The organism is Rahnella bruchi (assembly GCF_003614975.1).
Taxonomy (GTDB): domain Bacteria; phylum Pseudomonadota; class Gammaproteobacteria; order Enterobacterales; family Enterobacteriaceae; genus Rahnella; species Rahnella bruchi.
This window is the reverse complement of the sequence record NZ_QZWI01000001.1, coordinates 1,093,380-1,116,128: the sequence shown is the minus strand read 5'-3', so window position 1 is coordinate 1,116,128 and position 22,749 is coordinate 1,093,380. Positions and strand designations below refer to the sequence as shown.

Genomic DNA, 22,749 nt, shown 5'->3' with positions numbered 1-22,749 from the left:
AAAGTTAAGTTGCCGGTGCGTCAGCCAGTGGCCAGGTTTGCAGACAGCGATAACGGGTGCGCCCTTTTTCATACAAGGATTCGTACAAACTGAATTCTGTGGCTTCCAGCATCCATTCCGGGGTGGCGGGCGGGATCGCCACAGGGCGCGTGGCGCTGCGGTAGAGTGAAACGTGCGGATGAAATGGCAGCGTGCTCTGATGGCAGCCATTGCGTGCGGCGTGGGAGCGCAATACTGAAGCCAGTTGCAACAGCGCATTCGGTGCGCGCTTTGTGCCAATCCACACCACACCCGAGCCCGGCCAGTGACCGATATCATCCAGTGTCAGGCTGAACTTTTTGGCCTGAATACGCCCGGCCACAAGGGTTAGCGCCTCTGCCTTGAGCTCGCTGATTTCCCCGAGAAACGCCAAAGTGATATGCAGATTTGCCGCAGCAACGGGACGGCCTGTTTCGGCCAGAAAATTGTCCGCACGCCACTTAATCACCTGCTTCTGCAATTTTGCAGGCAGGGTTAAGGCGAAAAACAGGCGGCGTTCGGCAGACATAGTGATTCCTGAGCAGACAAATCACGGCAACATGCCGGATGTGGGGCTAAATGCTACAATGCCCGCCGTTTAAAGTTAACTCTCATGGTGAATTCATTGCCTTCTTTGCCGGTCAGCGCCGTACTTGAACCGCTTTTAGCCGCACTGCAACAGGCTCCGCAGGTGCTTTTGCTCGCCCCGACCGGTGCGGGTAAATCGACCTGGCTGCCGTTGCAGCTGCTCAAACAGGCTAATTTCCCGGGCAAAATTCTGCTGCTGGAACCGCGTCGTCTGGCCGCAAAAAATGTGGCTTTCCGTCTGGCGCAACAGCTGGGTGAGACGCCGGGGCAGACCGTGGGTTACCGCATGCGCGCCGAAAGTAAAACAAGCGCAGCGACCCGTCTCGAAGTGGTTACCGAAGGCATTCTGACCCGCATGGTGCAGGCTGATCCTGAACTGACCGGTGTGTCGATGGTCATTCTTGATGAATTCCATGAACGTAGTTTGCAGGCCGATCTCGCGCTGGCGCTGTTGCTTGATGTGCAGAATGCGCTGCGCGATGACTTAAAAATCCTGATTATGTCGGCCACACTCGACAATCTGCGTCTGTCCACTTTATTGCCGGATGCGCCGGTCATTGAATCCGCAGGCCGCAGTTTCCCTGTCGACAGGCAGTATCTTTCCCTCGCCACCCACGAAAGGCTGGATGAAGGCGTGGCACGTGTTGTCAGCCGTCTGATGAGCGAAAATCACGGCTCGTTACTGCTGTTTTTGCCGGGCGTTTCTGAAATTACCCGTGTGCAAAATCTGCTGACCGGCAGGGTAGCGGCCGATGTCGATCTCTGCCCGCTATACGGCGCGTTATCGCTTGAACAACAGCAAAAAGCCATACAGCCTTCGCCCGCCGGACGCCGCAAAGTCGTGCTGGCGACCAATATTGCCGAGACCAGTCTGACCATCGAAGGGATCCGTCTGGTGGTGGACAGCGGTCTGGAGCGCAGCGCGCAGTTTGATCCGCGCAGTGGTCTGACGCGGCTGATAACGCAGCGCATCAGTCAGGCCTCGATGACCCAGCGCGCAGGGCGTGCGGGACGTCTGGAGCCGGGTTTATGCTGGCATCTGTTCAGCAAAGAGCAGGCCGAACGCGCCAGTGCGCAGGCAGAAGCGGAAATTCTGCAAAGCGATCTGAGCAGTTTCTGGCTGGAACTGTTGCAGTGGGGTTGTCAGGACCCGTCGCAACTTCAGTGGCTGGATACGCCGCCTGCTGCCGCATTATCTGCCGCTAAACACCTGTTACAACAGCTCGGTGCCACCGATGCGCTGGGCAAACTCACCGCCGCCGGGCAGCGTATGGCCCGGCTGGGCTGCGAGCCCCGGCTGGCGGCGATGCTGATTACTGCTGCTGCACAAAGTCCGGATGCGCTGGCGACGGCGACATTGCTGGCCGCGATGCTTGAAGAGCCACCTCGCGGCGGATTGCCCGATATCGATTACTGGTTCAGCCGCCCGCAGGGCAACTGGCAGCGGCGGGCAAAACAGCTGGCGCAGCGGGCAGGGGCGAAAAACGGTGAGCCGGATGCTTCCCTTGCACCGTGGCTGCTGGCCCGCGCCTTCAGCGACCGTATTGCGCAGCGTCGTGGCGAAGATGGCCGCTATCTGCTGGCGAACGGGCTTGGCGCGTCTTTGCCGCAGGACGATGGTTTAACCCGTGCGCCATGGCTGGTCGCACCGCAGTTATTGCAGGGCAACAACAGCCCGGACGCCCGCATTTTGCTGGCTGTCTCGCTGGACATTACGCAACTGCCTGCGCGTCTGCCCGACGTAGTAAAAGAACAAACCGCCGTGGAGTGGGATGAAGAAAAAGGCACGCTGCGCGCGTGGCGACGCTGGCAGATTGGCCGGCTGGTGCTCAAAGCCAATCCGCTGGCTAAGCCAGACGATGAAGAGCTGCAACAGGCGCTGATCGACTGGATCCGCATGCAGGGTTTGCAGGCGCTGAACTGGTCGGTGGCGGCAGAACAACTGCGCACGCGGCTTCTCTGTGCGGCTAAATGGCTGCCGGAAGCCGACTGGCCTGCGGTGGATGACCAGGCATTACTCGACGGTCTGGAGCGCTGGTTGCAACCCTCTTTACAGGGTGTCCGCTCGTTAAAATCACTGCAACAGGTTGATTTGCATGACGCCTTATTAAGGCTGCTGGACTGGCAACAACGTCAGCGCCTTGACAGTGCCTTACCGACACATTACACCGTGCCGACTGGCAGTCGTCTGCCAATCCGTTATCATGCAGACCAGCCACCGGCACTTTCGGTGCGGATGCAGGAGATGTTTGGCGAGCAGCGCAGCCCGCAACTGGCGGAAGGCCGCGTTGGCGTGGTGCTGGAATTACTTTCACCGGCACAGCGTCCGTTGCAGATAACCGCCGATCTGGCGGCTTTCTGGCAGGGATCGTACCGCGAAGTGCAGAAAGAAATGAAAGGGCGATACCCCAAACATCCGTGGCCGGACAATCCGGCAGAGGCGCTGCCTACGCGACGGACGAAAAAACACGCGCCGTGATGCCTGTCTGAGCCTTTAAAAATTGTGCATGAAAGGGCCGATTTTTCAGACATTTCCTGTGGGCGAAAACTTAAGCGAGGCACAGAGTAAGCGCCTTGCGGCCTGTACTTCAGGCCATTGACGGTATCTTTTTGAAATACAGTGTTTTTTGAAATCAAAAATGAAAATGACTCAGCTAAGCAGAATCATTATGACGAACACAGCAGCACGTTGGGAGATTGACTGATGTCTGGCGATGATCGCGAGCCGATTGGCCGTAAAGGTAAACCTGCCGGGCGTAAGCCTGCGCGGGCTCGTCCCGTTCGCCGTAGCCGCCGGGACGACGACTACGATGATTACGAAGAAGAAATCGATGACGAGTATGAGGATGACGATGAGTACGAAGAAGAACAGGGATCTCGCATGAGCCGTAAAGCACCGCCGCGTAAAGCCAAAAAAGGCGGGAAAAAGAGCCTGAAGCGCCGTATTTTCTGGCTGTTAGTCAAACTGTTCATCGTTTTTCTTATTCTGCTCGGAATTTATGCGTTTTACCTTAACAGGCAAATCCATGACCGCATTGACGGCGGTAAAGTCTGGCAGTTGCCTGCGGCGGTGTATGGTCGTCAGGTGAATCTTGAGCCGGACATGCAGTTTAGCAAAGCTGAAATGGTCGGATTGCTGGAAGGCACGCAATATCGTGAAGTGACACGTATCACCCGTCCGGGCGAGTTTACGGTGCATGCGAATTACATCGATTTGCTGCGCCGTCCGTTTGATTTCCCGGAAGGTAAAGAAGGGCAGGTGAACGCCCGTCTGATGTTTGACGGCAGCAGCCTGACAGAAATTAAGAATCTGGATAATCAGCATGACTTCGGGCTGTTCCGCCTCGATCCGCGTCTGATCACGATGTTGCAGGCGTCTAACGCCAACGGTGAACAGCGTCTGTTCGTGCCGCGTGCCGGTTTCCCGGATTTGCTGGTCGATACCTTGCTGGCGACAGAAGACCGCCATTTCTATGAGCACGACGGTATCAACTTCTATTCCATTGGTCGTGCGGTGCTGGCTAACCTGACTGCCGGTCATGCGGTGCAGGGCGGTTCAACGCTGACTCAGCAGCTGGTGAAAAACCTGTTCCTGACCAACGAGCGCTCCCTGAGCCGTAAAGCGCGTGAAGCGGTGATGGCTATCCTGCTCGACGCGGATTACAGCAAAGACCGCATTCTTGAGCTTTATCTGAACGAAGTGTATCTCGGCCAGAGCGGTTCAGATCAGATCCGCGGTTTCCCGCTGGCGAGCCTGTATTACTTTGGCCGTCCGGTAAATGAACTGAGTCTGGATCAGCAGGCATTGCTGGTCGGCATGGTGAAAGGCGCGTCGCTGTATAACCCGTGGCGCAACCCGCAAATGGCGTTGCAGCGTCGTAATCTGGTGCTGCGTTTACTGGTTGATCAGAAAGTTATCGATCAGGAACTGTATGACATGCTCAGCGCGCGTCCGCTTGGCGTGCAGCCGAAAGGCGGTGTGATTTCGCCTCAGCCTGCATTTATGCAGATGGTGCGTCAGGAGCTCCAGGCGAAACTGGGCGATAAAGTTCAGGACATGTCCGGGGTGAAAATCTTCACCACGCTGGATCCGATTTCTCAGGATGCGGCGGAAAAAGCAGTCGAAGAAGGCATTCCGTTACTGCGCAAGAAAAGCGGCCTGAATGACATCGAAACCGCGATGGTCATTGTTGACCGTTATACCGGCGAAGTGCGGGCGATGGTCGGCGGCGCGGAAACGCAGTTCGCAGGCTTTAACCGTGCGATGCAGGCACGCCGTCAGGTGGGGTCTCTGGCTAAACCGGCTACCTATCTGACTGCGCTTTCACAGCCGGATAAATACCGCCTGAACACCATTCTGGCCGACCAGCCGCTGACGCTGAAACTGGCGAACGGACAGACATGGTCGCCTAAGAACGATGACCATCAGTTCCGTGGCCAGGTTCTGCTGGTGGATGCGCTGGCGCGTTCTATGAACGTTCCGACAGTGAATCTGGGTATGGCGGTGGGGCTGGATAACATCACCAGTACGCTGATAAACCTGGGGATCCCGAAAGAATCTCTGAACCAGACGCCGTCGATGCTGCTCGGTGCGATTGCACTGACGCCGATGGAAGTGGCGCAGGAATATCAGACTATTGCCAGCGGCGGTAACAAAGCGCCACTGTCAGCGGTACGTTCGGTGATTGCGGAAGACGGCACGGTGCTTTATCAGAGCTTCCCGCAGGCGGTTCGTGTGATCCCTTCACAGGCGGCATATCTGACGCTGTATGCGATGCAACAGGTTGTGCAGGAAGGGACATCACGCGCACTGGCGAACAAGTTCCCGAAACTGCATCTGGCAGCGAAAACCGGTACATCGAACGAGCTGCGTGACAGCTGGTTTGCAGGTATCGACGGCAATCAGGTGGCGATTACCTGGGTTGGCCGCGATAACAATGGCCCGTCTAAACTGTGGGGTTCAACCGGTGCGCTGGTACTGTACGGACGCTATCTGGAGAACGGCACGCCACAGCCGCTGGATCTGCAAATGCCGGAAGGCATCAGTACGATGAATATTGATGGCAGCGGTAACTTTGTCTGCGGCAACAACAGCGGCGGGATGCTTGGCGGCGGTGGCGCAACGCGTTCCATCCCTGTCTGGACTGATTCACCGGATGCGATGTGTCAGGCTTCTGTGACGGCAGTTCAGCAACAGCAGCAACAGATTCAGCAGCAGCAACAACAGCAGCAGCAATCCGGGCAACAGCAACAGCCACAATCTCAGAATGAGAAGAAAGACAGCAACGGCGTTGCGGGCTGGATTAAGGATATGTTCGGCTCAGGCAATTAAATATCCGTCATCCTTCAAACTGGTTCGTGAAGACGGCCTTGAGCCGACTTGAATGATTTAGGATATTGCATCGACAGTAAAAAAGGGCGCGATGAAAATCGTGCCCTTTTTATTTGTTATTCTTAACTCAAATTAACCCGTGCTGGTTCACATTCTCCGCAAGCCTGTCACATTCGTCGCCGTTTAATTTATAGGCGTTTTTACCCATATTTAACATAGGGGTATTTTTTATTCATTCAGCCAATCTATGTGTTAATTAGTGTTGCAGACGGGCAAGCATTGCGCATAATATGCGACGGTCATAATAATAATTATCGTTTACATTCCCATTACCACTCCAGAGATAATGCAATGGCTTCTCAACGCTCGCTTTCAATTTCTGTCCCAAAAGGCGCATTTAAGCGTCGGACGTTAGCTTTAACCATTACCGCAGCACTGGGTTCTGCCGCATTTTATGCCGGTGCCGCAACTACCGCGCCTGCGACAGAAGACACGATTAATGTAACTGCTTCATCTGCAAGTGATGCACCACAGGAATCTGCGTGGGGCCCGGCGGCGACTATCGCGGCAAAGCATAGCGCAACCGGTACGAAAACCGACACGCCACTCGTGAAGACACCACAATCTGTTTCTGTGGTTACCCGCGAAGAAATGGACATGAAGCAGCCTGTGACCGTGAAAGAAGCTCTGGGTTATACTCCGGGTGTCTTCGCCAGCCGTGGCAGCTCTAACACTATCGACGCCATGGCAATCCGTGGTTTCACTTCTGTTAACACCAACCAGTATCTGGACGGCATCAAACTTCAGGGCGACAACTATTCTGAAGTGTCGATGGATCCGTACATGCTTGAGCGCGTTGAAGTGCTGCGCGGGCCGTCATCCGTTCTGTACGGTAAGAGCAACCCCGGCGGCGTGGTCAGCATGGTCAGCAAGCGCCCGACCACTGAACCGCTGAAAGAAGTACAGTTCAAAATGGGTACAGACAATCTGTATCAGACCGGTTTTGATTTCAGCGATGCTATCGACGATGCAGGCGTGTATTCCTACCGTCTGACCGGCGTGGCACGCAGTCAGGATGCGCAGCAGGAAATGGCGAAAGAGAAACGCTATTCGATTGCGCCGTCATTCTCATGGCGTCCTGATGATAAAACAGACTTTACCTTCCTGAGCAATTTCCAGAACGATCCGGACGCAGGTTACTACGGCTGGTTACCTCGTGAAGGTACCGTGGTGCCGTATTACGACGCCAACGGTAAAGCGCATAAATTGCCGACAGATTTCAACGAGGGTGAAGCGGGCAACCGCATGTCCCGCAACCAGAAAATGGTCGGTTACAGCTTCGCGCATCAATTTGATGATACCTGGACGGTGCGCCAGAACCTGCGTTACACCAAACTCGATACCGAATATAAATCTGTTTACGGCTTCGGTTATCTCGGTAACGGCAATATCACCCGCAGCTACGTTCAGTCCAAAGAGAAGCTGGCGAACTTTGATGTTGATACGCAGGCTCAGGCCAAATTTGGTACCGGCGATGTCGATCACACCGTACTGGCAGGTGTCGATTACATGCGTATGCGTAACGACATTGACGCGGACTACGGCAGCGCAAGCAATCTGAATCTGGCCAATCCGCAATACGGTAACGGCAACGTTTCACTGTACTTCCCGTATAAGATCCTCAATCGGCAGGAACAAACGGGTCTGTACGTGCAGGATCAGGCGGAATGGAATCAGTGGATCCTGACCCTTGGTGGCCGTTACGACTTTGCGAAAAGCTCAACCTTTACGCGTACCACCAACAGCGCATCGCAGATTAATGACGAGCAGTTCACCTGGCGTGGTGGTCTGAACTACCTGTTTGACAACGGTATTTCCCCGTACTTTAGCTACAGCGAATCCTTTGAACCGACCGCAGGTGCCAGCAAAGAAGGCAAACCGTTCGATCCTTCAATGGGTAAACAGTACGAAGCCGGGATCAAATACATCCCGAACGATCGTCCGATCAGCGTGACGGCAGCGGTATACCAGCTGACGAAAGATAAAAACCTGACGGCCAACCCTTCTGATGCCAACTTCAGCGTTCAGTCTGGTGAAATCCGTTCACGCGGTGTCGAACTCGAAGCTAAAGCCGCAGTTAACGCCAACATCAACATTACGGCGTCTTACACCTACACTGATGCGAAATACACGCATGACACCAATTTCGAAGGCAAGCGTCCTGTTGAAGTGCCGGCAAACATGGCGTCCCTGTGGGCTGATTACACCTTCCACGAAACGGCACTTAGCGGCCTGACCATTGGTTCCGGTGTGCGTTATGTCGGTGCCAGTTCCAGCTTCTACACGGCGAACGGCGTGAATGCAGACAAAGCGAATGAAGCTTTCAATGTCTCCTCATACACGCTGGTTGATGCTACGGTTAAATACGATCTTGGCCGCTTCGGCCTGCCGGGTTCTTCCGTGGGTGTGAACATCAACAACTTGTTGGATCGCGAATATGTCGCCAGTTGCTACCGCGATTACGCCTGTTACTGGGGTTCAGATCGTCAGGTGGTAGCAACAGCCACGTTCCGTTTCTGATATCCGTTATAAGCACTAAATTCCGGGCACGCTGGTCGTGCCCGTTTCCTGTTCTCAACCAGATGTCGACGTAGAAAATCTTATGCCTGATAACAACGTACATCCTTCTTCCCCGCTGCCGGACAGTGTATTCCGCCTGCAAGAGGTCAGTTTTACGGTTCCGGGGCGAACGCTGCTGGCACCCTTGTCGCTGACTTTCCCGCAAGGGAAAGTGTGCGGGCTGATTGGTCACAATGGCTCAGGGAAGTCGACGTTGTTAAAAATGCTGGGACGCCATCAGGCGGCGACATCAGGAACCATTTATCTCAATGAAACGCCACTGGCGCAGTGGGACAGCAAAGCCTTTGCGCGGCAGGTGGCCTATCTGCCGCAGCAACTTCCCGCCGCTGAAGGCATGACCGTGCAGGAGCTGGTGGCGATTGGCCGCTATCCGTGGCACGGCGCACTGGGACGTTTCAAACATCACGATAAAGAAAAAGTCGAAGAAGCGATTTCGCTGGTGGGCCTCAGGCCTTTCGCACATCGTCTGGTCGACAGCCTGTCCGGTGGCGAGCGCCAGCGTGCCTGGCTGGCGATGATGGTGGCGCAGGACAGCCGCTGTCTGCTGCTCGACGAACCGACCTCTGCGCTGGATATTGCGCATCAGAAAGACGTACTGGCCCTGATCCAGCGTCTTAGCCGTGAAAAAGGCTTAACCGTGATTGCGGTTCTGCATGATCTGAATATGGCAGCCCGCTATTGCGACCAGCTGATGGCGCTGCGTGGTGGCGAGATGATCGCACAAGGTACACCCGAAGAGATGATGCGCGGTGACGTGCTCGAACAAATTTATGGCATTCCGATGGGCATTTTGCCGCATCCTGCGGGTGGCGCACCGGTGAGCTTCGTATACTGATATGTCTGATATTTCAAATTTTTCCGGAATAACCCGCCGTCGCATTTTGCAGATGATGGCGCTCTCCCCGTTACTGACCTCCTTGCCTGCGCTGTCAGCGAACCGTCCCGATCTCAGCCGCATTATTGCCCTCGAATGGCTTCCCGCTGAACTTCTGATTGCCCTCGGCGTAATGCCTCTGGCAGTTGCGGATATCCGTAACTACAACATTTGGGTAGGAGAACCGCCGCTGGTGCCGGGCGTGATTGACGTAGGTCAGCGTACCGAACCCAATATGGAACTTATCCAGCAACTCAAACCTTCTCTGGTATTGGTGACTAAAGGGTACGGCCCGGCGACCAGTCAGCTGGAGTCCATCGCGCCGGTGCTGAGTGTCAAAGCCAATGACGGTTCTGCGAAGCCCTTAGATCTGGCGATCAGCTCTTTGCATAAACTGGCGGATACGCTGGGTTTACAGGTTCGCGCAGAACAGCATTTGCAGCTTTATCGGGACACCTTAGCCAAAACCCGCGAACAGCTGAAGCCGGTCGCACAGCAGCCGTTGTTGCTGATTACTTTTATCGATCCGCGCCATGTTCTGGTCTTTGGTCAGGGCAGTATGCTGCATGAAGTCATGAATAATGTCGGGCTTACCAATGCCTGGCAGGGCGAGGGCAGTTTCTGGGGCAGCGTTTCCGTCGGTGTTGAAAGACTGGCAGCGATCAAAAATGCCCGCGTGCTGTGTTTCGACCATGACAGCGCCAGCATCATGAAAGTCGTTGAAAAAACGCCTCTGTGGAAATCGATGCCTTTCGTGCGTGCGGATCAGTTCACCGTCATTCCTGCTGTCTGGTACTACGGCGCAACGTTCAGCGCGATGCACTTTTGCAATATTTTAACCAGCACACTGAGGAAACCGGTATGAACCGCCGTTCGCTCAGCGTTTCGCTGACGCTTCTGATTATTCTGGCACTGGCTGCGGGCGCGCTCAGTATTTACAACCTGCACCAGCAATTGCCTTACGCACAATGGCGCGGCGCACTGTGGCAGCCGGATATCGACAATGTGCAGCAGATGCTTTTCCATTACAGCTCGCTGCCGCGCATCGCCGTGGCATTGCTGGCCGGTGCCGGGCTGGGGCTGGTCGGTTTGCTGTTCCAGCAGGTATTACGTAACCCACTGGCTGAACCTGCGACGCTCGGCGTTTCGGCTGGCGCGCAACTCGGGTTGACGGTCGCGACGTTGTGGGCACTGCCTGGCGGGATGATCACCCAGCAGTTTGCTGCGATGACTGGCGCGGTAGTGATTGGCGCACTGGTATTCGGTATCGCCTGGGGAAAACGCATGTCACCGGTCACGCTGATCCTGGCCGGTCTGGTGCTCGGTTTGTATTGCGGTGCGGTCAACGGTCTGATTGGCATCTTCAATTATCAGAGCCTGCAAAGCCTGTATATGTGGAGCAGCGGCTCACTGACGCAGCAGGATTGGGATGTTGCCAGCTTCCTGTTGCCGCGCGTGATTATTGTCTGGCTGCTGGCGTTTCTGTTGCAGCGTCCGATGACGCTTCTGGGGCTGGACGACGGCGTTGCCAAAAACCTTGGCCTCGGGCTTTCCGCTGCGCGTCTGGCGGTGCTGACGCTCGCTATTCTGATGAGTGCGCAGCTGGTTAACGCGGTCGGTATCGTTGGCTTTATCGGTCTATTCGCCCCATTGCTGGCGAAAATACTCGGCGCGCGACGTTTGCCTGCGCGGCTTCTCATGGCACCGCTGATTGGTGCTTTGTTGCTGTGGTTCACCGATCAGGTGATGCAGTACATCACCACGTTCTGGATGGAAATTCCGACCGGGGCCGCCACCGCGCTGGTCGGTGCTCCGCTGCTGTTGTGGCTGTTGCCGCGTCTTCGCAACAACATGACGCCGCCGCCGATGGATCAGGGGGATAACGTACCGGCTGAGCGTCACCATCTGGTGCGCTGGGTCGCGCTGGCGCTGGCGGTACTGTTTGTTGGCCTGGTTATCGCGCTGATGGCCGGACGTAACGCGACAGGCTGGAGCTGGTCAACAGGCGCTGATTTACAGGCGCTGCTGCCGTGGCGTTTGCCGCGCGTGCTGGCGGCGCTGGCGGCGGGCATTATGCTGGCGTCTTCCGGCGTGCTTATCCAGAAGCTCACCGGTAACGCGATGGCGAGTCCCGAAGTGCTGGGGATTAGCTCGGGCGCGGCAACCGGCGTGGTGGTGATGATGTTTATCGTACCGGGCGATGCCTTTGCCTGGCTGTTACCGGCGGGGAGCCTCGGCGCGGCGCTGACGTTGCTGGTGATTATGATGGCATCGGGTCTGCGCAGTTTTTCCGCTGAACGTATGTTGCTAACGGGTATCGCGCTGAGTACCGCATTCACCACGCTGATGGCATTGCTGCTGGCGAGCGGTGATCCGCGTATGGGTGGTTTGCTGACCTGGCTTTCCGGGTCTACTTACTCTGTTTCCGCCGATGCGGCATGGCGTACGTTGATTATTGCGGCTGTCCTGATGGTGATTGTGCCGTTCTGCCGTCGCTGGATTAATATTTTACCGCTGGGCAGCGTGACGGCGAAATCGGTAGGTATTGCGCTGACGCCAACCCGAATGGCGATTTTAATGCTGGCGGCGGTGATGACGGCTGCTGCGACACTGACCATCGGGCCGCTGAGCTTTGTCGGACTCATGGCACCGCATATGGCGCGGATGATGGGCTTTCGTCGCGCGGTTCCGCAGTGGATGGTCGCCAGTATTCTCGGCGGTTTACTGATGGTATTTGCCGACTGGTGTGGCCGGATGATTATCTTCCCGAACCAGATCCCGGCGGGCTTACTCGCCACATTTATCGGGGCACCGTACTTTATCTATCTGTTGAGAAAACAGGCGAAATAGACAATTTCAGGTAAAAAAGGGAGATGTTGAGAAGGGATCTTTCTTTGGCCGGGGGCTTTGCTCCTCCCCTGCGCAGGGGGAGGAGGCAGATAGGATTAAAGCTTAGCGAAACAGCGGCGAGCGGCGTCGATGGTGCGCTGGATGTCTTCCTGCGTATGGGCCAGAGACATAAAGCCGGCTTCAAAGGCGGAAGGTGCCAGGTAAACGCCTTCTTCCAGCATCAGGTGGAAGAACTTCTTAAAGCGTTCAACGTCGCACTTCATCACGTCCTGATAACAGGTCACAGTTTCAGCATCGGTGAAGAACAGACCAAACATCCCGCCGACATGATTCACGACGAACGGGATATTTTCTTCCTGCGCCGCATCCAGCAAACCTTCAGCCAGCTGCGTGGTGCGCTCTGTCAGAGTCTGATGCACGCCCGGTTGTGCAACTTGCGTCAGACAGGCGATACCGGCTGCCATCGCAATCGGATTACCGGATAGGGTACCGGCCTGATAGACCGGACCGGTCGGTGCCAGCGCTTCCATCACGTCGCGACGACCGCCAAACGCGCCCACCGGCATACCGCCGCCGATGATTTTGCCCAGACAGGTCAGGTCAGGCACCACATCGTAATACTCCTGAGCACCGCCCAGCGCGACGCGGAAACCGGTCATCACTTCGTCGATAATCAGCAGCGCGCCAAACTCGTCACAAATCTTGCGCAGACCTGGCAGGAATTCCGGCAGTGGCGGCACACAGTTCATGTTGCCCGCGACCGGCTCAACGATGATACAGGCGATATGGTCAGGGAATTGTTCGAATGCGGCACGCACTGAATCCAGATCGTTATACGTACAGGTCAGCGTGTGTTTGGCGAAATCAGCCGGAACACCCGGAGAGTTTGGCTGGCCGAGGGTCAGCGCACCGGAACCGGCTTTCACCAGCAGGCAGTCGGCGTGACCGTGATAGCAGCCTTCGAATTTGACAATTTTATCGCGATGCGTGAAGCCACGAGCCAGACGAATGGCGCTCATTGTCGCTTCGGTACCGGAGTTCACCATGCGAACCATGTCCATACTTGGCACCAGACCGGTGACCAGTTCGGCCATTTTGACTTCCATTTCAGTCGGCGCGCCGAAGCTCAGACCACGCTCGGCGGCTTCAATCACCGCACTGCGGATTTCGGCGTTGTTGTGGCCAAGCACCATCGGGCCCCATGAACCGACATAGTCGATATAGGCTTTGCCATCGGCATCAAAAAGGAAAGCGCCGTCAGCGCGCGCGATGAATAATGGCACGCCGCCAACGCCGGAGAAGGCACGTACCGGCGAGTTAACACCGCCCGGGATTAGCGCTTGCGCCTGCGTGAACAGACTTTCAGACTTACTCATTATTCAACTCCTGAAATTACTGGGTTCTGGGTAAAGAAATTTTGATGCGCCCATTCTAGTGAACTGAGCGGCGATATAAAACCGTAAACCGTGCTGCATTTTGTTGTAGATCCTGTCAGGCAGGCAATTTGTATGATTAAATCTATCAATCTTCTACTACCATGCCTGTATTTCCCTTTCCGTTATGAATGAACCTGAGACTGAGAATTTAGAGAGCGTGCACGTCCGCGGCCCCCGCAAACGCAGCGAGGCGCTGCGCCTTTTGCTGCGCCGGGATAAAACACCGGTCACGATTTTGATCATGGCCGCGCTGGTGGGGACTATCGCCGGTTTGCTCGGCGTTGCATTTGAGAAAACAGTGAATCTGGTGATGGCACTGCGTCTTTCGAGCATTGGGGTTTTCAGTGACTACTGGATCCTGCTGTGGCCGCTGACCTTTGTTATCTCGGCGGTCATGGCGATGTTCGGTTATTACCTGGTACGTAAATTCGCGCCGGAAGCGGGCGGTTCGGGGATCCCGGAAATCGAAGGGGCGCTGGAAGAGATGCGTCCTGTCCGCTGGTGGCGGGTGATCCCGGTGAAATTTTTTGGCGGTCTGGGCACGCTCGGCGCGGGCATGGTGCTGGGCAGGGAAGGGCCGACTGTACAGATGGGCGCCAATGTCGGGAAGATGATGTACGATATTTTCCGACTGCGCAGTGCAGAAGCGCGCCATTCGCTGCTGGCGACCGGTGCGGCTGCCGGCCTTTCTGCGGCCTTCAACGCCCCGCTGGCGGGTATTCTGTTTATCCTTGAAGAGATGCGTCTGCAATTTCGTTACAGCCTGATTTCGATAAAAGCGGTATTTATCGGTGTGATTATGTCGAGCATCGTTTTCCGTATTTTTAACGGTGACGGTGCAGTGATTGAAGTGGGCAAGCTGGCCAGCGCACCGCTTAATACGCTGTGGTTGTATCTGGTGTTGGGGATGGTTTTTGGCGTGGTCGGCGTAACGTTCAACGCCCTGATTTTCCGCACGCAGGACATGTTTGCCCGCGTTCATGGCGGTAATCTGCGTAACATTCTGATTATCGGCGGGATGCTGGGGGGCTTTTGTGGCCTGCTCGGGTTGATTCACCAGGAAGCGACGGGTGGCGGCTTTGCGCTGATCCCGCTGGCGGCGGCAGGAAAATACAGCCTGCTGATGTTGCTGGCGATTTTCCTTGTCCGCGTAGTGACCACGCTTTTGTGCTTTGCTTCCGGCGCGCCGGGTGGGATTTTCGCCCCGATGCTGGCGCTGGGCACGCTGCTGGGCACGGCATTTGGTACCGCTGCGCTGACGTGGTTCCCGCAGTATGGGATCCAGCCTGCTACTTTTGCGATAGCCGGAATGGGGGCGCTGTTTGCCGCCAGCGTCCGCGCGCCGCTCACCGGTATTGTGCTGGTTCTCGAAATGACCGATAACTATCAGCTTATTTTACCGATGATCATCACCTGCCTTGGCGCCACCTTACTGGCACAGTTTTTAGGCGGTAAGCCCTTGTATTCCGCGATCCTCACCCGCACCTTGCAGAGGCAGGAACGTGAAAATGCAGAGAAAGCCCAGGCAGAACCCGACGCAGAAGGCACCATTAAGCAGGACAGCGCAACAAAAAATCCCCATACTTGAACCATACTTTCAGGTATTAGATAATGAGTACATTATTCAGACAGTCAATCCGGCGGCCTGAACAAATGCGGATTGGGAGTGAGAGATTATGAGCGAAGCATTGATGAATGACACAGCCGCGTTGCCGTTACAGTTTACTGAGGCCGCGGCACGTAAGGTACAGAACCTTATTTCGGATGAAGAAAATCCAAACCTGAAGCTGCGTGTTTATATCACCGGTGGTGGTTGCAGCGGATTCCAGTACGGTTTTACCTTCGATGATAAAATTAACGACGGTGACATGACCATCGAGAAAGCCGGTGTGGCGCTGGTCGTTGACCCGATGAGCCTGCAATATCTGGTCGGTGGTTCCGTGGATTACACTGAAGGTCTGGAAGGTTCGCGCTTTGTCGTGACTAACCCTAACGCAAAAACTACGTGTGGCTGCGGTTCTTCATTTAGTATTTAATCACCCGTCTTAAAGAAAAAGCCCGTTTGCTGATGCAGACGGGCTTTTTTTATGCGTAAAAAGTGTAGAGAACAGGGCGGTCAGGTAAGTAAGCGTTCACAAGGGGATTACCACTCCACTGTTACCAGCTTTGAATCCATGCTGATCCCCGGCACCGCAGTGAGCATCATTTCACTGATGTGGGGTTGCATCATCGTCCGGCTGGCGCAGGTGACGGACGTTCCGCTGTGCGCCGCATCAATTTTGCAGCTGGGCAAAATAGTCAGGCTGACATGAATCTCGCCACTTGTTATGCCGGCGACAGCAACCAGCGGGCTCAAGGCGAGCAACGCGCTGAGTAATAAAGCTTTCATTAAATTTTATCCTGCTGGTGTTGTAAAAATTCAGCCCAAGCTGAAAAAGTTATCGGTAAAGTTTTCGAAGCCTTTAATTCGGATTACTTATGATCCGGATGAAAATCACGCCTTTCTCTGACGTTTCTTATTACCCACGCGCCAGACTTTTTATATTTCGATGTATAACAAAGAGATAATAATAAAGCGGGGAAGTGCGTTGCAGCGAAGATTTTACGCCAGGGATATTACCAGATGACAGCATTCAATTATTGATTTTGGTTAATAAAAGAACAATTCAGAAAAGTGCGACAGGGAGGGAAAGAGACCCACAGTAGTTTATGTTAGTAAGTATTCACCTCTGAGGCAGCGCTGCCAGCTGAGGACAGAGCTGTTGTGCTGCCAGCAAGATACGCGGCCCTGCACGGCTGAACCAGTCCGGATCCAGCGCGATGACCTGCGCTGTGAGCAGAGAATGCCAATAATCTTCAATGACCTGTTTTTGCGATTTTCCGCCAGAGATAACAATAACCTGGGGATGACGGGTCAAAACCTGCTCCCGGCTGACCTGAGGCCACGGGACACGGCTGTCGGCAAAAATGTTTTTTGCGCCGCAGGCTTCCAGCACTTCATTTTGTATCGTGGCGGCGGCGGCAGTAAATAATGGCTGTGTGCCGAACTGGATAAACGCCGGAACCGGAGTCTGACGGTGATATTTCAGCTTAAGTGCCTGCCATTGCTGGCGAAATGCGTTTGCGGCGTTTTGCGCGGTAGCGGGCGAAGGGCTGTAAGGGGCGAGTTGTTCCAGCGCTTGTGCTATCTGATCTGCGTTTTGCGGATCAAGATAAATCACTTTGATGCCAAGGGACGTCAGCTGATCCAGAGGACGCTGAGGATTTCCGCCACGCCACGCGAGCACCAGATCGGGTTTCAGCGTCACGATGCGTTCGACGTTGATCCCCTGCCAGTTTGCTACCTGTTCCAGCTTGCTGGCCTGTGGCGGATAGTCGGAGTAAGCACTAACTCCGACTAAACGTTCGCCAAGACCGGCAGCATACGCCAGTTCTGTCAGATTAGGCGCCAGACTGACCACCCGTTGCGCCGGTGCTGCTGTGGCCGTCAGAGGCAACCACAGGCAACTGAGCATGAGACAAAACCGGCGGACTATCACTCTTCTGAGACTGCCAGTGCTTTCAGCATCGCATCTACCATCAGGGTGGATTGTTGTGCGGCGACGACCAGGAATTCTTCAAAGCTCAGGTGAGATTCCCCGTCAGCCACGTCCGAAATGGCGCGAACGACAACGAATGGCGTTTCAAAAAGGTGACAGACGTGACCGATGGCTGCCGCTTCCATTTCCACAGCGGCAACGGCGGGGAAAGTTGCGCGGATACGAGCCAGAGGCGCGGCACCATTAATAAAGGCATCGCCGCTGCACACCAGACCGCGGACGGCATTTAAATTCAGTTCACGAATGCAGTTTTCTGCCAGAGTAATCAGTTCCGGATCGGCAGTGAAAGCGGCAGGGCAACCAGCCATCTGGCCTGGTTCATAGCCAAAAGCGGTGACGTCAGCATCGTGATAACGCACTTCATCAGAAACGACGATATCGCCCACTTTCAGCGTTTTCGCCAGACCACCCGCGGAGCCGGTGTTGATCACCACATCAGGACTACAATGTTCCAGCAACAGCGTGGTGCCCATCGCTGCGGACACTTTACCGATACCTGATTTCAGCAGCGCCACGTCTACGCCGTGCAGCTGACCGGTATAGATTTCGCAGCCTGCGCGTTCGATAGTTTGACGGTTGATGATTTTGTCGCGCAGCAGGGTCACTTCCTGCTCCATTGCACCGATAATGCCTACTTTCATATGAATACTCGCAGATGTGGTTGGAATGAACCGCAGCTTGTGCGGAATTGACGGTTTAATCACGAAAACAATGTGCGATAGTCTATCATGGCTAAAGGTAAGAGATAATGCGTTTGGGATGCAGGATTATCAGGCTGCAAGCGTATCGGTTTGATGCGTGAGTCACTGAAAAGGCGGGAAATCATGTCCGGGATCGATTTTAAAGCGAAATTCAATTTTCAGCGTCCTTTCAGCGGCCCGATTGAGGTGCGTGATGCGTACGACGTGGTTCGCCAGTTTGAAAGCGACCGGGGGCGCATTATTAACTCCGCCGCCATCCGCCGTTTGCAGCAAAAAACGCAGGTTTTTCCGCTGGAGAAAAATGCCGCTGTCCGCAGTCGTCTGACACATTCCCTAGAAGTTCAGCAGGTTGGCCGTCATATCGCCAAAGAAATTCTGCACCGTCTGCGTCGTCAGGGGAAACTCGAAGCGTATGGTCTTGACGATGTTACCGATCCCTTCGAAAGCGTGGTCGAAATGGCCTGCCTGATGCACGATATCGGCAATCCGCCGTTCGGGCATTTTGGTGAATCGGCTATTAATAACTGGTTTGCCAAAAGGTTGGATACCGCCAGCTGTGGCGAAACACCGCAGGAAACCGATTCCTGTCTGGTGGCAAGTTTGCGCCTGGCCGCAGGTGAGGTTGAGCTGAACCGTCTGCGCAGCAAAATCCGCTATGACCTGTGCAATTTTGAAGGCAATGCGCAGGCCATCCGGCTGGTATTTACTTTGCTGAAACTCAATCTGACCTACAGCCAGACCGCCTGCATTTTGAAATACACCCGCCCGGCCTATTCGATGACAAAACTGCCTTCACATGACTACCTGATGAAAAAACCGGGTTTTTATCTGGCAGAAGAGCCTTTTATTAAAGATCTGCGCAGCGAACTGAGTTTGGGCGAGTTCAATCGTTTCCCGCTGACCTACATTATGGAAGCGGCGGATGATATTTCTTACTGTATTGCGGATCTGGAGGATGCGGTCGAGAAGAATATTTTCAGCGTTGACCAGCTCTATAATTACCTGTGTCGCGAATGGGGCGAGATAGAGAAAAATGACTTCTTCGATAAAGTGGTTCGCACCGCTTACGAAAAGATGGATAAAGCCAAAACATTCCGTAATCCGGTCGATTACTTCTTTATGGAATTGCGCGTTCAGACCGTTAAGCAGCTGGTTCCGCACGCCGCCCGCCGCTTCATTGATAATATAGAAGATATTTATCAGGGCACTTTTAATCATGCCCTGCTCGAAGATGAAAGCCAGGCTAACCGTTTGTTGGAAATTTATAAAAGTGTAGCCTTTAAACAGGTATTCAATCATCACGAAGTAGAAGAGCTGGAATTACAGGGCTACCGGGTTATCAGCGGATTGCTGGATATCTACAGCCCGCTGCTGGATATGCCGATTTCCGATTTTTCTCTGCTGGTTCAGGAGGATACGCACCGGAATTATCCGATTGAAACCCGCCTGTTGCATAAGATTTCTGCCAAGCATCGGCTGGCCTACAACAATGCGATCACGGCTCTCGAAGGATTACCGTCAGGGGAACATGCGGCGCAGGAGTTTTATTACCGGGCGAGAATGATTCAGGACTATATCAGCGGGATGACTGACCTTTATGCCTATGACGAATACAGAAGGCTGATGGCGGCTGAGTAATTTGTTTTAAAAAGACAAATTGAACTCTCTTTAATTTTCTTTACGGAACTGTCTGAAAAAACGCCATTTGTAAATACTGACAATATTTTTTTACCATTGTCAGATCGACCATGATGAACTTCACGCTATTAATAACATCTCAGTATCACGACTACCAAGCAATGCGACTATTTTGGTTGCCACAATAATTTTAAGAGATCCTGAAAAATGAAAAAATCGAGTTTATTCCTCAGCGCATTAGCGTTAAGCATCGGGATGGCAATGGCCCCGGTTTCTTCTGCACTGGCTGCTGAAACAGCGTCTTCATCTGCAAGCACCACACAGCTGCCAAGCCTTGCGCCGATGCTTGAAAAAGTCATGCCATCCGTGGTGAGTGTGAACGTTGAAGGCAGCGCGCCGGTGAAAACACCGCGCATGGGCCAGCAGTTCCAGCAATTCTTTGGCCAGAACTCGCCGCTGTGCCAGGACGGTTCTCCGTTCCAGGGTTCACCTGTTTGCCAGGGTGGCGGTCAGGGACCGGACGGTCAGCCTGCGCCTGAACAGAAAGAAGATTTCCGCGCGCTGGGTTCCGGCGTCATCATTGATGCTGACAAAGGTTATGTTGTTACCAATAATCATGTCGTTGATAATGCCACAAAAATCAGCGTTCAGCTGAACGATGGCCGTAAATTCGACGCGAAAGTGATCGGTAAAGATCCACGTTCAGACATCGCGGTTATCCAGCTGCAAAACGCGAAAAACCTGACTGCGATTAAAATGGCAGATTCCGAACAGCTGCGCGTTGGTGATTACACCGTGGCAATCGGTAACCCGTATGGTCTGGGCGAAACAGTGACTTCTGGTATCGTTTCTGCGCTGGGGCGTTCGGGCCTGAATATCGAAAACTACGAAAACTTCATCCAGACCGATGCGGCAATCAACCGGGGTAACTCCGGTGGTGCGCTGGTGAACCTGAATGGCGAGCTGATTGGTCTGAATACAGCGATCCTGGCACCGGACGGTGGCAACATCGGTATCGGTTTTGCGATCCCAAGTAACATGGTGAAAAACCTGTCCAAACAGATGATCGAGTTCGGTCAGGTGAAACGCGGCGAGCTGGGTATCATGGGCACCGAGCTGAATTCTGAACTGGCGAAAGCCATGAAAGTGGATGCACAGCGCGGCGCATTCATCAGCCAGGTTATGCCGAAATCTGCGGCAGAGAAAGCGGGTATCAAAGCCGGTGACGTGATCCTGAGCATGAACGGCAAGCCAATCAGCAGCTTCGCCTCGTTCCGTGCTGATATCGGCACTATGCCAATCGGCACTAAAGTGACGCTGGGTCTGCTGCGTGAAGGTAAACCGGTGAACGTTGATGTCACCATTGAACAAAGCACTCAGACGCCTAAAGTCGAATCCGGCAACATTTACACCGGCATCGAAGGCGCTGAGCTGAGCAATGGCGCTGCAGGCGATCAGAAAGGCGTGAAAGTTGATGAAGTGAAAGCCGGTTCTACCGCGGCTCGCATCGGCCTGAAAAAAGGCGATGTGATCCTGGGTGTGAACCAGCAGAAAGTCGCCAATCTGGGTGAGTTGCGTAAAATTCTCGACACCAAACCAAACGTTCTGGCGCTGGACATTCAGCGTGGCGACACCTCGATTTATCTGCTGGCTCAGTAACCCGTCAGTAGTCGTCCTCTGTAAGGCACGCTTCGGCGTGCCTTTTTTGTGCCCCTCTTTATGACAATGTCTTATGCCAGTTGGGCATTTGCTTAAAAATGTGACTTTACCCGCAACTTCAATAGGTGCTTCCGCTCTTTGGGCATTTGCATAATGTATGGCAGCTGGCTGCTGGGTATGCTCTTCAGACAATAAAACTATAAGCCAAGGCAGGGGATCCATGTCGGCGTATCATCTCGATGCAAAGCTGGCGCAACAGATTGTTGCCCGTACCATGCAAATTATTGATAGTAATGTGAATGTCATGGATGGACGCGGAAGAATTATCGGCAGTGGCGACGATCAGCGTCTTGGTGAATTGCACGAAGGTGCTTTGCTGGCAATTTCACAGGAACGTATTGTCGATATCGACGAAGGCGTAGCAAGGCATTTGCACGGTGTGCGTCCGGGGATCAACCTGCCGCTGCGCATTGACGGGCTGATCGTCGGCGTAATTGGCCTGACGGGTAATCCGGCTCAGTTACGACAATACGGCGAGCTGGTGTGTATGACCGCCGAAATGATGCTTGAACAGGCGCGTTTGCTGCATATGCTGGCGCAGGACAGCCGTCTTCGTGAAGAACTGGTGCTTAATCTTATTCGTGTGGACGAGCTTTCCCCGGCGCTGATGGAATGGGCGCAGCGTCTGGGCATAGACCTGAATCGTCCGCGTGTGGCGGCGGTGGTCGAAGTCGACAGCGGCCAGCTCGGCGTTGATTCTGCAATGGCCGAGTTGCAACAGCTGCAAACGTTGCTAACCACGCCCGAGCGCGACAATCTGATTGCTATTGTTTCCCTTACCGAAATGGTGGTGCTGAAACCGGCACTGAACAGCTACGATCGCTGGGACGCGGACAGTCACCGTCAGCGTATCGACCATCTGCTTTCCCGCATGACTGAAACCGGCCGTCTGCGTGTGCGCATTTCGCTGGGCAACTTTTTCACCGGCCCCGGCAGCATTGCCCGTTCCTACCGGACCGCGCGTACTACCATGACCGTCGGTAAGCAGCGGATGCCGGAACAGCGCTGTTACTTCTATCAGGATCTGATCCTGCCCGTCCTTCTCGACAGTCTGCGCGGTGGCTGGCAGGCCGACGAACTGGTTCGCCCGCTGGCGCGGCTTAAAGCCACCGACGGCAATGGATTACTGCGCCGTACGCTGGCTTCCTGGTTTCATAATAATGTGCAACCGACGGCAACCTCAAAAGCGCTATATATTCACCGCAATACTCTGGAATATCGCCTGAACCGTATCTCGGAATTAACGGGTCTGGATCTGGGTAATTTCGACGACCGCTTATTACTTTATGTGGCATTGCAGCTGGATAATGATCAGCTGTAATTTGGCTGTCTGAAAGTATTATTTCTATTATTT

At 54.3% G+C, this 22,749-nt stretch carries 16 protein-coding genes; 11 read left to right on the top strand and 5 right to left on the bottom strand.

The genetic code is table 11. The annotated features are described in order from the left end of the window. Positions 1 to 4: 4 nt before the first annotated feature. Positions 5 to 547 carry an RNA 2',3'-cyclic phosphodiesterase gene (thpR, locus tag D5398_RS05275; RefSeq protein ID WP_120506625.1) on the bottom strand — a complete coding sequence of 181 codons (543 nt, stop codon included), beginning with the start codon at positions 545 to 547 and terminating at the stop codon, positions 5 to 7. A gap of 96 nt (positions 548 to 643) precedes the next feature. On the opposite strand from thpR, the gene hrpB reads away from it, so the two are divergent. From hrpB to fhuB, 6 genes are all read left to right on the top strand, one after another. Continuing rightward, positions 644 to 3,085, top strand: a complete 2,442-nt coding sequence (hrpB, locus tag D5398_RS05270; protein WP_120506697.1) for an ATP-dependent helicase HrpB — start codon at positions 644 to 646, stop codon at positions 3,083 to 3,085. Between the two features lie 225 nt (positions 3,086 to 3,310). Next, on the top strand, positions 3,311 to 5,938 hold the full coding sequence (mrcB, locus tag D5398_RS05265) for a bifunctional glycosyl transferase/transpeptidase (RefSeq protein ID WP_120506624.1): 2,628 nt from the start codon (positions 3,311 to 3,313) through the stop codon (positions 5,936 to 5,938). 351 nt (positions 5,939 to 6,289) lie between these two features. Next, on the top strand, positions 6,290 to 8,518 hold the full coding sequence (fhuA, locus tag D5398_RS05260) for a ferrichrome porin FhuA (RefSeq protein WP_120506623.1): 2,229 nt from the start codon (positions 6,290 to 6,292) through the stop codon (positions 8,516 to 8,518). A gap of 82 nt (positions 8,519 to 8,600) precedes the next feature. Next, on the top strand, positions 8,601 to 9,413 hold the full coding sequence (gene fhuC / locus D5398_RS05255; RefSeq protein WP_120506622.1) for a Fe3+-hydroxamate ABC transporter ATP-binding protein FhuC: 813 nt from the start codon (positions 8,601 to 8,603) through the stop codon (positions 9,411 to 9,413). Position 9,414: 1 nt separating this feature from the next. After that, positions 9,415 to 10,317, top strand: coding sequence for a Fe(3+)-hydroxamate ABC transporter substrate-binding protein FhuD (gene fhuD, locus D5398_RS05250; RefSeq protein WP_120506621.1), 903 nt, complete (start codon positions 9,415 to 9,417; stop codon positions 10,315 to 10,317). After that, positions 10,314 to 12,302, top strand: coding sequence for a Fe(3+)-hydroxamate ABC transporter permease FhuB (gene fhuB, locus D5398_RS05245; RefSeq protein WP_120506620.1), 1,989 nt, complete (start codon positions 10,314 to 10,316; stop codon positions 12,300 to 12,302). Before fhuD ends, fhuB begins: the two co-directional genes overlap by 4 nt. 95 nt (positions 12,303 to 12,397) lie before the next feature. Here the strand turns inward: fhuB and hemL are convergent, their stop codons facing one another. Beyond that, positions 12,398 to 13,678 carry a glutamate-1-semialdehyde 2,1-aminomutase gene (gene hemL, locus D5398_RS05240; RefSeq protein ID WP_120506619.1) on the bottom strand — a complete coding sequence of 427 codons (1,281 nt, stop codon included), beginning with the start codon at positions 13,676 to 13,678 and terminating at the stop codon, positions 12,398 to 12,400. A gap of 184 nt (positions 13,679 to 13,862) precedes the next feature. On the opposite strand from hemL, the gene clcA reads away from it, so the two are divergent. Both clcA and erpA read left to right on the top strand, forming a co-directional pair. Beyond that, positions 13,863 to 15,326 (top strand): H(+)/Cl(-) exchange transporter ClcA, encoded by a 1,464-nt coding sequence (gene clcA / locus D5398_RS05235; protein ID WP_120506618.1) that lies wholly within the window; start codon positions 13,863 to 13,865, stop codon positions 15,324 to 15,326. Between the two features lie 103 nt (positions 15,327 to 15,429). After that, positions 15,430 to 15,774 (top strand): iron-sulfur cluster insertion protein ErpA, encoded by a 345-nt coding sequence (erpA, locus tag D5398_RS05230; protein ID WP_147243261.1) that lies wholly within the window; start codon positions 15,430 to 15,432, stop codon positions 15,772 to 15,774. A gap of 107 nt (positions 15,775 to 15,881) precedes the next feature. Here the strand turns inward: erpA and D5398_RS05225 are convergent, their stop codons facing one another. The 3 genes from D5398_RS05225 to mtnN form a co-directional block, all read right to left on the bottom strand. Continuing rightward, positions 15,882 to 16,127: a hypothetical protein gene (locus D5398_RS05225; protein WP_120506617.1), complete on the bottom strand. Its 246-nt coding sequence runs from the start codon at positions 16,125 to 16,127 to the stop codon at positions 15,882 to 15,884. 334 nt (positions 16,128 to 16,461) lie between these two features. Beyond that, positions 16,462 to 17,253: a vitamin B12 ABC transporter substrate-binding protein BtuF gene (btuF, locus tag D5398_RS05220; RefSeq protein ID WP_162940716.1), complete on the bottom strand. Its 792-nt coding sequence runs from the start codon at positions 17,251 to 17,253 to the stop codon at positions 16,462 to 16,464. Between the two features lie 20 nt (positions 17,254 to 17,273). Continuing rightward, the gene (mtnN, locus tag D5398_RS05215; protein WP_120506616.1) at positions 17,274 to 17,978 is read right to left on the bottom strand and encodes a 5'-methylthioadenosine/S-adenosylhomocysteine nucleosidase; all 705 of its coding nucleotides are present in this window, start codon (positions 17,976 to 17,978) and stop codon (positions 17,274 to 17,276) included. A 183-nt stretch (positions 17,979 to 18,161) separates the two neighbouring features. Here mtnN and dgt point away from each other — a divergent pair, with 183 nt between their 5' ends. The 3 genes from dgt (at position 18,162) to D5398_RS05200 (ending at position 22,716) form a co-directional block, all read left to right on the top strand. After that, complete coding sequence (gene dgt / locus D5398_RS05210) at positions 18,162 to 19,676, top strand: dGTPase (RefSeq protein WP_120506615.1); 1,515 nt, start codon at positions 18,162 to 18,164, stop codon at positions 19,674 to 19,676. 207 nt (positions 19,677 to 19,883) lie between these two features. Then, on the top strand, positions 19,884 to 21,335 hold the full coding sequence (gene degP / locus D5398_RS05205; RefSeq protein WP_120506614.1) for a serine endoprotease DegP: 1,452 nt from the start codon (positions 19,884 to 19,886) through the stop codon (positions 21,333 to 21,335). A gap of 220 nt (positions 21,336 to 21,555) precedes the next feature. Beyond that, positions 21,556 to 22,716 carry a CdaR family transcriptional regulator gene (locus D5398_RS05200; RefSeq protein ID WP_120506613.1) on the top strand — a complete coding sequence of 387 codons (1,161 nt, stop codon included), beginning with the start codon at positions 21,556 to 21,558 and terminating at the stop codon, positions 22,714 to 22,716. The last annotated feature ends 33 nt before the right edge of the window (positions 22,717 to 22,749 follow it).